7 protein-coding genes and 1 rRNA gene are annotated in these 10888 nt (G+C 50.0%); 5 read left to right on the forward strand and 3 right to left on the reverse strand.

Features of this window, described 5'->3' with window-relative positions:
• Positions 1-212 precede the first annotated feature (212 nt).
• The gene (gene ppdK / locus KQI75_RS11510; protein ID WP_216470943.1) at positions 213-2840 is read left to right on the forward strand and encodes a pyruvate, phosphate dikinase; all 2628 of its coding nucleotides are present in this window, start codon (positions 213-215) and stop codon (positions 2838-2840) included.
• A 68-nt stretch (positions 2841-2908) separates the two neighbouring features.
• On the opposite strand, the gene KQI75_RS11515 is transcribed toward ppdK, so the two are convergent.
• The 3 genes from KQI75_RS11515 to KQI75_RS11525 all read right to left on the reverse strand — a co-directional run bounded on the left by KQI75_RS11515 (position 2909) and on the right by KQI75_RS11525 (position 5983).
• Positions 2909-4318, reverse strand: coding sequence for an amidophosphoribosyltransferase (locus tag KQI75_RS11515; protein WP_216470944.1), 1410 nt, complete (start codon positions 4316-4318; stop codon positions 2909-2911).
• A 150-nt stretch (positions 4319-4468) separates the two neighbouring features.
• The gene (locus tag KQI75_RS11520; protein ID WP_216470945.1) at positions 4469-4852 is read right to left on the reverse strand and encodes a PH domain-containing protein; all 384 of its coding nucleotides are present in this window, start codon (positions 4850-4852) and stop codon (positions 4469-4471) included.
• A gap of 117 nt (positions 4853-4969) precedes the next feature.
• Complete coding sequence (locus KQI75_RS11525) at positions 4970-5983, reverse strand: Gfo/Idh/MocA family protein (protein WP_216470946.1); 1014 nt, start codon at positions 5981-5983, stop codon at positions 4970-4972.
• A gap of 257 nt (positions 5984-6240) precedes the next feature.
• On the opposite strand from KQI75_RS11525, the gene KQI75_RS11530 reads away from it, so the two are divergent.
• The 4 genes from KQI75_RS11530 to KQI75_RS11545 form a co-directional block, all read left to right on the forward strand.
• A complete protein-coding gene (locus tag KQI75_RS11530; protein WP_216470947.1) occupies positions 6241-7251 on the forward strand; it encodes a LacI family DNA-binding transcriptional regulator in 1011 nt (336 codons plus the stop codon).
• 198 nt (positions 7252-7449) lie between these two features.
• Entirely contained in the window at positions 7450-9153 is a 1704-nt protein-coding gene (locus KQI75_RS11535; protein ID WP_216470948.1) for a Na/Pi cotransporter family protein, read from the forward strand.
• A 271-nt stretch (positions 9154-9424) separates the two neighbouring features.
• A complete protein-coding gene (locus KQI75_RS11540) occupies positions 9425-10108 on the forward strand; it encodes an MgtC/SapB family protein (RefSeq protein WP_216470949.1) in 684 nt (227 codons plus the stop codon).
• Between the two features lie 679 nt (positions 10109-10787).
• Positions 10788-10888: ribosomal RNA gene (locus KQI75_RS11545) — 16S ribosomal RNA — on the forward strand; the annotation flags it as partial.

Raw genomic sequence — 10888 nt, forward strand, 5'->3', positions numbered from 1 at the left:
TTTTGCCAATACGGCACATATGAGATGCTGCTAAAAAAATGTGAAAATATGTTAAGTGAAAAATTTGACAAAGCAAGCTTCTTTGTGTATACTGTTAACAAACACAGCAAAAACCTGCACTTGATTTATGAAAGATGACAAATATTGGTGGGCATCTGCCCCGCTGAAGAGAGACGGCGTGGCAGAGGAACAAAAACTGGGAGGAAAATAGTATGAAAAAATGGGTGTACGAGTTTCATGAGGGTAATGCCGATATGCGTCCGCTGCTCGGCGGCAAGGGCGCGAATCTTGCCGAGATGACCAATTTGGGGCTGCCGATTCCGAATGGATTTACGGTCACAACCGAAGCATGTACCGATTATTATACGCAGGGAAAGCAAATTTCTCAGGAGATTCAAGAGCAAATTTTTGCGGCGCTCGCTGTATTGGAGGAGCAGCGCGGCAAGAAGTTCGGCGATGAATCGGATCCGCTGCTGGTATCCGTGCGTTCCGGCGCGCGGGCATCTATGCCGGGCATGATGGATACTATTTTGAATCTGGGCTTGAACGATGTCTCGGTAGAGGGCTTCGCCAAGAAAACCGGCAATCCGCGGTTTGCCTACGATTCTTATCGCCGGTTTATCCAGATGTTCTCGGATGTCGTCATGGAGATGAGCAAATCGTTCTTTGAGGGCATCCTGACGGAGATCAAAGACGCGAAGGGCGCAAAATATGATACCGATTTGACTGCGGACGATCTCAAAGAAGTCATCGCACGGTATAAAGCAATTTATGCGGAAAAAATGGGCGCAGAGTTCCCGCAGGATCCAAAGGTACAGCTCATGGAAGCTGTCAAGGCGGTATTCCGCTCGTGGGACAATCCGCGTGCGATTGTATACCGCCGCATGAATGACATTCCGGGCGATTGGGGCACCGCTGTCAACGTTCAGTCCATGGTATTCGGCAACATGGGCAACACGTCCGGCACCGGCGTCGCGTTTACCCGCAACCCGTCCACCGGTGAAAAGGGTATTTTTGGTGAGTATTTGATCAACGCGCAGGGTGAAGATGTTGTCGCAGGCATCCGCACGCCGCAGCCGATTACTAAGCTCGCAGAAGATTTGCCAAAGTGCTACGAGCAGTTTATGGACATCGCCAACCGTCTGGAAGACCATTACCGCGACATGCAGGACATGGAATTTACCATCCAGGAGGGCAAGCTGTTTTTCCTGCAGACGAGAAACGGCAAGCGCACCGCGCAGGCTGCCATTCAGATTGCCTGCGACCTTGTAGATGAGGGACGGATTACGCCGGAGGAAGCCGTGCTTCGCATTGAAGCAAAGAGCTTGGATCAGCTGCTGCACCCGACCTTCGATGCGGAGCAGCTCAAAAAGGGCGAAAAAATTGGACAGGCACTGCCGGCATCGCCTGGCGCTGCTGCCGGAAAGGTCTATTTTACCGCCGAGGACGCCAAGAATGCGCACGAGCAGGAAGGAGAAAAGGTCATTCTGGTGCGTTTGGAGACGTCGCCGGAGGATATTGAAGGCATGCACGCGGCGGAGGGCATCTTGACCGTGCGCGGCGGCATGACATCTCATGCAGCCGTTGTTGCCCGTGGCATGGGTACGTGCTGTGTATCCGGCTGCGGAGAAATCAGCATCGATGAGGATGCCAAGGTATTCTCTCTGGGCGGATATACCTTCCATGAAGGAGATGAAATCTCTCTGGATGGCAGCACCGGATTTATCTATAAGGGCATGATTCAGACCAAGGAAGCAACGGTGAGCGGCAATTTTGGACGCATCATGAACTGGGCGGATGGTTTCCGCCGTCTGCGCATCCGCACCAATGCGGATACGCCGGCAGACACGGCAAATGCGGTTCGTCTGGGTGCGGAAGGCATTGGTCTGTGCCGCACCGAGCACATGTTCTTTGAGCCAAACCGTATTCCGAAAATTCGCAAGATGATTTTGTCGGACACGCTGGAGCAAAGAGAACAGGCGCTGCAGGAGCTGCTGCCGTTCCAGAAGAGCGACTTTAAGGCAATGTATGAGGCTCTGAAGGGTCGTCCGATGACGGTTCGGTATCTGGATCCACCGCTGCATGAGTTCGTTCCGACCGATCCGGCAGATATGGAAGCGCTGGCGAAGGATATGGGCATGACAGTGGAGCAGGTCAAGCAGAAATGCGACGATCTGCATGAGTTCAACCCGATGATGGGTCACCGTGGCTGCCGCTTGGCGGTCACGTATCCGGAAATTGCGAGAATGCAGACGCGTGCAGTCATGGAAGCAGCGATTGAAGTTTCTCGCGAAAAGGGCTTCTCGATTGAGCCGGAAATCATGATTCCGCTGGTTGGCGACAAGAAGGAACTCAAATTCGTCAAGGATATTGTGGTAGAGGAAGCAGAAACGGTGAAGAAGGAGCGCAATTCCAATATCATCTATCACATTGGCACGATGATTGAAATTCCGCGCGCTGCGCTGATGGCGGGAGAAATTGCCGAAGAAGCGGAGTTCTTCTCGTTCGGCACCAACGATTTGACGCAGATGACGTTTGGATTCTCGCGCGACGATGCGGGCAAGTTCCTGTATTCGTACTATCAGGCGAAAATTTACGAGTCGGATCCGTTTGCCCGCCTCGATCAGAACGGCGTGGGTCAGCTCATTCGCATTGCGGCAGAGCAGGGCAAAAAGACTCGTCCGAATATCAAGATGGGCATTTGCGGTGAGCATGGCGGCGATCCGTCCTCGATTGCATTCTGCCATGATGCCGGTCTGACGTATGTTTCCTGTTCGCCGTTCCGCGTGCCGATTGCACGTCTGGCAGCGGCGCAGGCGGCACTGAACAGAAAAAAGTAATTGCATAAAAAGGAGCAGCGCCCTGCCATACCGGCAGGGCGCTGCTTTGCGTGTGATATCAATGGTTGTTATTCTTTGCCGTTCCAGCAGTAGGTGCAAAGATTTTCCTTCGGAATGCCAACCGCGTCCAGCATGTCATCCAGACGGTTGTAGCGCAGCGTTGTGAAGTTGAGCTCCTTGCGGATTTCTTCAATCATTTCGTCATACTTCGGAGATTCCGGATCCGTGTACTGCTGGAGTACCTCGTCGGAAACCGTTTCGGAATCTTCCAGACGCGCGATGACGCGGCGGGTAATCAGATCCATTTCCGAGGAAGAACGGGAGAAGTTCAGATATTTGCAGCCGTAAACCAGCGGCGGACATGCCGGACGGATATGTACTTCCTTGGCGCCGCTCTCATACAAAAATTCAGTGGTCTCGCGCAGCTGGGTGCCGCGAACAATCGAGTCATCAATGAGCAGCAAACGCTTGTCCTTGATGAGATCGTGCACGGCGAGCAGCTTCATCTTGGCAATCAGATTGCGCTTGCTCTGGATGGTCGGCATAAACGAGCGCGGCCAAGTCGGGGTATATTTGATAAACGGGCGGGAGAACGGAATGCCGGAAGCATTGGCATATCCAACGGCGTGAGCAATGCCGGAATCCGGCACACCTGCGACAATATCCGGTTTGACGTTGTCGCGCATCGCCATTTTTTCACCGCAGCGGTAGCGCATTTCTTCTACGTTCACGCCTTCATAGGAACTGGATGGGTAGCCGTAGTATACCCACAGGAACGTACAAATTTTCATCTGCTTGCCCGGTGCGAGCAGGGTTTTCACGCCGTCCGGTGTGATGACATCAATTTCGCCCGGTCCAAGCTCTTTGAACGGCTTGTAGCCGAGATTCTGGAACGCAAAGTCCTCAAACGAAATGCAGTACGCATCTTCCTTTTTGCCGAGCACGATCGGTGTTCTGCCGTATTTGTCGCGTGCGGCGTAAATGCCCTTGGATGTCAAAATCATCATGGTCAGAGAGCCGTCAATGGTCTCCAGTGCATAGTGAATGCCCTCGATGAAATTTTCCTTCTGGTTAATCAGCGCGGCAACCAGTTCGGTCGGGTTGACTTCGCCGCCGCTCATCTCAAGAAAATGAGAATTGCCGTTGCTGAAGATGGAAGAAACGATTTCCTCGATGTTGTTGATCTTGCTGACGGTTGTGATGGCATAGGTGCCGTGGTGCGAGCGAACAATGAGCGGCTGCGGCTCGAAATCTGAAATACAGCCGATGCCCAGATTGCCCTTCATTTCCTGCATGTCCTTGTCAAATTTGGTACGGAACGGTGCGTTTTCAATGTTGTGGATGGAACGGTCAAACCCGTTTTCTCCATACGTCACCATGCCGCCGCGGCGCGTTCCCAAATGCGAATGATAATCTGTGCCAAAAAACAGATCAAATACACAATCCTCTTTTGATGCTACTCCGAAAAAGCCGCCCATGTGGTTCCTCCTTACCGGTATCGGAAAAATAATTACTCAAACAGTATAGCATACATTGACCCAAAAGAGGAAGAAAATATTGATTCAGCGTGAAAAATAGGTATAAAAAACGGAGAGCCTGTCAAAGACTCTCCGTAAACTGGATAGAATTTACATATCCTCGTCATCAAAATCAGTATCGTGTGTCATGAACTCACGGTTTGTGACATGTTTTGCCTGCCGTTCGTGTTCGACTAGCTCAGACAGCCGCTCCTTCACCTCGCGCGGATTTTTGATGTTGATGATGTCAAAATCTCCCATGGTCTTGTCTGCAGAGCAGCAGTGAATGGTGCCCAGACCGAATATGCGCTGAGAGAAGCTGCGCGACAGCGAAATATCTAAAATACGGTACAGACGAACCTCGTCTTCATGCTTGCCCAACACGCCGGTCTCGATAAAAAGACGGTCGGATGTCAGCGTATATGTGGTAAACGTCCAAGGAAGTCCGCAGAAGATGCGTTTTCTGTCAGACCAAATCGGGGTCGAATTGCTCATGCGTGATGCCTCCTTTTCCATGATAGCTTTATTATATCAGAAATACACACGGAAGAAAAGACCGCGTTTCATAGGGGAATATGAAACGCGGTCTTGGATGATATAACGAGATGGAAATTACAGAGCAACAACCTTGCCGGACTTCCAAGCCTCTGTGGTGCCGAAGCCGATGGCGGTGGACTTGGTGCCGTCGTATACAGACACACCCGGCTTTCTGTTTTCACAGATGCAGTCGACGAATTCCTGCATCTCTGCCAGATAAGCAGCGGCAAAGCGCTCCGGGAAGCCCTCTACGCACTCGGTGACAACGCCGTTGGAGTTGTACAGCATAGCGAGGTTCTTTTCCGGTACCGGGCTGATGCGGATGCTGCCCTCGGTGCCGATGATTTCGGTCTCTACATGGTAACCGTGCGGTGCGGTGCGGCCTACATGGATGACGCCGATGCCGCCGTTCTTGAACTTATAGGTAGCAACTGCGGTTTCGTCATCGCCGACAGCCTGGAACTCCGGATGCTTGAAGGTTGCGCCCAGTGCATATACTTCGGTCGGCTCGTCCTCGAGGAACCAGCGCATCAAATCAATATCATGGATTGCCATGTCGATGAAGATGCCGCCGGAAGTAGCTGCAAACTTGATGGAACCCTCTACGAGAGCTTCCGGATCAATGCCGATTGCCTTGACCATGTACGGCTTGCCGATGGCGCCTTCCTGAATCTTCTTCTTTGCGTATGCATAGGAAGAATCATAGCGGCGCATAAAGCCGAGGAAGAATACCTGATCCGGATGACGCTCTACAGCAGCTTCTGCCAGCTTGCACTGCTCCAGATCTACGCCGAGCGGCTTGTCGGTGAATACGTGCTTGCCGGCATCCAGAGCGGCTTCGATCTGCCAGCAGTGCTCGGAGGAAGTGGTTACGATGGCAACTGCGTCAATGTCAGCCTTTTCCAGCATTTCGCGGTAGTCGGTGTACAAATCGGTGACGTCCAATTCGTTCTTTGCGTATTCCAGCTCTGCCGGAACGATGGAGCAGGCAGCGGTCAGGGTTGCGTTGGGAATCTTGAAAGCGATGTTGTTTGCGTGTACCTTGCCGAGGCGGCCGAGTCCGGCGATGCCAACTTTGATGGTTTTCATATACAATTTCCTCCTGATATCTTTGTGAGAAACGATGAACTTTCTGCGTTTCTCAAGCAGTTCGTTTCTTGTTGAACACAGTATAAAATGTTTTGTAAAACAAGTCAATACATGGAAAACAGGTTTGTATACCTGCATCAAAGTTGAAAAAAGCTTGGTGCATTCTACACAAGAAAATGGCGAGGGAATGCGGTATTTTTCCGTGACGCGTGACAAAAATCAAAATTGTGTGCTATACTGAAGCCGGAGGTGAGGGTATGAAGCCGACAGTACGAAGCATTGCGGCGCTGGCGGGCGTATCCCGCGGAACAGTTAGCCGCGTTTTGAATAACCAGCCGGATGTCAGCGCGGAAGTGCGGGCGCGCGTGCTGCGCATCATAGAGGAAACAGGCTATCGAAAAGATACGCGGTTTCAAGGCGCGGAGAAAATCCATATTGGCGTCATCGTCGCGCACTGGCAAAATGAATATTTTACCAATAGTACGCTGCGCGGCATTCATTTGGCGGAACGAGAGCTGAACACGGCGAGAATCCAATTGGATGTGCGGCGCATGAACAGCCGCTCGGACGGGGAATATATTCGTGTCTGCGAAGAACTATTGGAAAGCGGCGTGCGCGGCTTGGTGCTCAATGCGCCAGATAATATCGTGATTGCCGCGGAAATTGAGCGGCTGAGCAAAGCGGGCGTTGTGGTTGTGACCTACAACTCGGACTTGCCGGACAGCACGCGCGTGTGTCATGTGGGGCAGGACTTGATGAAATCCGGAAAAATCGCCGCGGGTCTGATGGCGCGCAGCTTGTCGCCCAAAGACCGCATCCTGCTGATTACCGGAAACATGGAATTTCGGTCGCATCGCGTGCGCATCGACGGATTTTTGGAGCATCTGAAAACGCTGGGCTTTCCGTCAGACAGCTATGACTTGAAGGAATGCTATGAACAGTATGAACTGACATATGATGCCGTGCGGCAGGCAGTGGATGCGTTTCCGAACTTGCGCGGTATCTATATGGGAACGGAGCATGTGAAAGCCTGTGTGGACGCGCTGGCAAAGACGCGCCGCCGCATGACAGTCGTTGTCAACGATTTGACACCGGTGGCGAGACATGCATTAAAAATCGGCGCCGTTGACTTTGTGGTGGAGCAGGATTTTACAGCACAGGTACGGCAGGCAATCTTGCTGCTGCAAAAGCATTTGCTGTACGGGCAGACCGTGCGGCGCCCGATTGCGCATGTGCAGACGTCCATCGTGACGCGGGAGCTATTGTAAAACGGTTTGACTGTCGCTTTACGAAAAATTTACATGCCATTTGACAGAGTTCGAGAGATTTTCTTGAAAAAACAGATTTTTCTTGTTACGGTTTGGTTCCGGCTTTTTCAAAACCATACAAAAACTTTACAGACGAAAGGGCAAAAACTTTACATACGTCTGGTAGTCTAAAGGCAGGATCAATAAAGGAGAATCATTATGAATCAAGAAATGGTATCGACCATTGCCGGATTGCTCGGCGGTCTTGCGGTATTCATTTACGGCATGAATCTGATGAGCGAGGGTCTGCAAAAGGCAGCCGGCGAAAAAATGAAAAAGATATTGAGCGTTCTGACGAAGAATCCGCTCGTCGGCATGCTTGCCGGTGCGCTCGTTACCGCAGTGCTGCAGAGCAGCTCGGCAACCACCGTTATGGTCATCGGCTTTGTCAGTGCAGGACTGATGACGCTGCCGCAGGCGATTTCGGTCATCTTCGGCGCCAATATCGGTACGACGATGACTGCGCAGATTATCGCGTTCAGCATTGACGATTTTATTTGGCCGATTGTCTTTATCGGCTTTGTGCTGTACTTCTTCCCGAAGAAGGAACAGCTGAAAAACATCGGTCAGACGATTTTCGCGTTTGGCTTGCTGTTTGTCGGCATTTCGACCATGAGCTCGGTTATGAAGCCGCTGGCAGGCAGCGCGGTTTTCGTCCATCTGATTGAGCAAGTAGCACATATTCCGGCGCTGGGCGTGCTGGTCGGCACACTGATGACGCTGGTTGTCCAGTCCAGCTCGGCGACCATTGCCGTGCTGCAGAACTTTGCATCGCAGCCAATGGCAGACGGCGTGACAAGCATGCTCGGCTTGACCGGTGCGATTCCGATTTTGCTCGGCGACAACATCGGTACGACCATCACGGCGCTGCTCGCATCGGTTGGTCAGTCACGCAAGGCAAAGCGCACGGCGCTGGCACATTGCGTGTTTAATATCACAGGTACATTCATTTTTATCTGGTTTGTGCCGTGGTACGCAAAGTTTATCCAGTTCATCTCTCCGAAGGGACCGGAAATTCAGGTTATTTCGCGCCAGATCGCCAATGCGCACACCTGCTTCAACATCACCAATACGCTGCTGTGGCTGCCGCTCATTCCGCTCATGGTGAAGATTGTCATGACGATTTTGCCAGAGAGCAAGAAAGATCTGGCGGAGAAGCCGCTGTATGAGCCGCACTATCTGGACAACAATGTTCTGCAGCAGCCGGAAGCTGCGATTCGTCTGGCTACGATGGAAATGACCCGTATTACCGAATATGTTTCTGACATGGCAGAAAAGGCAAAGCAGGCATTCCTGCACGAGGACAAGGATGCCATGAGACAGGTAGATCAGCTGGAGGACATCGTGGATATCCTGCAGGATCGCGTGACGGGGTATTTGTCCAGCCTGTGCAAGACTGGTAGTTTGACACAAAACCAATCTGCACGTGTCTCCGGCATGATTCGCGCGGTGAGCGATATTGAACGTGTCGGTGATCAGTATATGAGCATTACGAATTTCGCTAAGCTCAAGAGCGAAAAGGAATATACGTTTACAGAGCAGGCAATCAAAGAGCTGCAGGAAGGCTTTGAGCATGTGCGCAACATGCTGGAGCTGACGGTGAAGGCACTGCACGATGCAGATACGCAGACCGCCCGTCTCGTTGTTCATCAGCAGGAAAGTGTGGAAGATTTGGAACGCCGTCTGAGCAAAAAGCATATGGAACGACTGAATCTCGGCTCCTGCTCGCCGGAAAATACCGTGGCATATACTGATGTCCTGCATGATTTGGAGTGTATCGGTGAATATTGCTCGGACATTGCCGAAATGGTATTGGACGAAGATAAGAGCCAGCACAAAGTCGAAAGACTGCAAGAGTTATAATAAAAACCGCCAATACACGCTCGATAGTATGCGGTAAAAAACAAAATTGCTCCCGAAAGGGAGCTTTTTTGCTGCACAAAAAAATATGGGAAATCGCCAAGCGACTGCTCAGCAACTATAGTCGACGATGCGGCCGCAGACACGATCATACAAATGGATTGTAGACGGAGTTCGTAATTCAACAACAAAACTGGCAACGAAAATGTTGTCGGTTTTATTGTGTTTTTCGCGTGGATTTCGTATAATAAGAAGAAAAACAGGAGGTTGCGGTATGAAACAATTTCTTCCTGAATTGATGTGGGTATTTCGTTTGCTGGTCAGCTGTTTGTGCGGCTGTGTGGTCGGATTTGAGCGGCAGCGTCATATTCGTGCGGAACATCGGAAGAGTGCCGGCATGCGGACACATATGATTGTCTGCGTGGCATCTACAGCTATGATGCTGATTTCAAAATATGGTTTTTTTGATGTGCTTGCCTATGGAGATAATGTTCGCGTAGACGTCTCGCGTGTGGCAGCTGGTATATTGGCCGGTATTAGCTTTCTTGGTGCGGGAACAATCTTTGTGCGCAAAGAAAGCATTAATGGCTTGACGACGGCTGCCGGTATTTGGGCAGTTGCGGCGGTTGGCATGGCGATTGGATGCGGAATGTATACTGTGGGTGTAACACTGACGATTCTTATTTTATTGATTCAGGAATTGTTTCGCATGGGCATGTATCAGTACGAAAAGCGGATAACAACGATTGTCATTGTGCTTTCGGATATCCATGCGACCAAAGACGTTTTGCAATGGCTGCATAATAATGAAGTGGAAATATATAGTGTTGTCAGTGGGCGTAGAAATGGGAGAGGTGTACAGCTTACGATTCGTGTTTGTTTTGCAGACGAAGGAGATGAAGAACGGTTGTTTGCTATGCAAGAGAAAATAGATGCCATTGAAAGCGTGGAATATTGATGTGACGCAGAAAGACACCGGATTTCACTAGAAATTTGAAAAAATACGCGTAAAAATCCGATATATCACAATGTTACACATATTACGGTGATAATACCGTTAATTCACTATTCAAATCGACAAAACGCGAAAAATACGGGAAATATGTGTTGACTTTGTGTCGAAAAAGGTGTATTCTATTCAGGCACTCAACGAGAGGGCATCACAAACCAGTCAGAGGAATGAAAAAAGTACTGATCGGAAGAAAAAAGTGCTTGACAGGATGACGCGTTTATGGTATTCTAATTGAGTTGCCGCTGAGAAATCAGCGCAAAACACAAGAATGTTTGAAAAGAGGTTGAAAAAAACTTCTTGACAAAATGAAATGCTTGTGTTAAACTAATAAAGTTGCTGCTTCAAAACAGCGACAACATCAAACGAAAAGTTTTGATAAGAAATGAAAAAAGTTCTTGACAAGCTTGAATGTCTGATGTATAATAAAAAAGCTCACATAAATGAGCAAAACATTGTACCTTGTAAATTAAACAACGTAACTTGAACGAATTACAAACCTGAAATTCTTTTGAAGTTTATACTCAGAAAGAGAACCGGACGCTGTAAAACCGGTATAAAAATAACAGCAAGCCAGCATATAGCTGAAATTTTTGATTATAACGAGCTTTGCTCGTAATAATACAATTTTTTAGAGAGTTTGATCCTGGCTCAGGATGAACGCTGGCGGCGTGCCTAACACATGCAAGTCGAACGAAGCACTGAGACTTCGGTTTTTGTGCTTAGTGG

This window comes from Butyricicoccus intestinisimiae (genome assembly GCF_018918345.1).
In the GTDB taxonomy this organism is placed as follows: domain Bacteria; phylum Bacillota; class Clostridia; order Oscillospirales; family Butyricicoccaceae; genus Butyricicoccus_A; species Butyricicoccus_A intestinisimiae.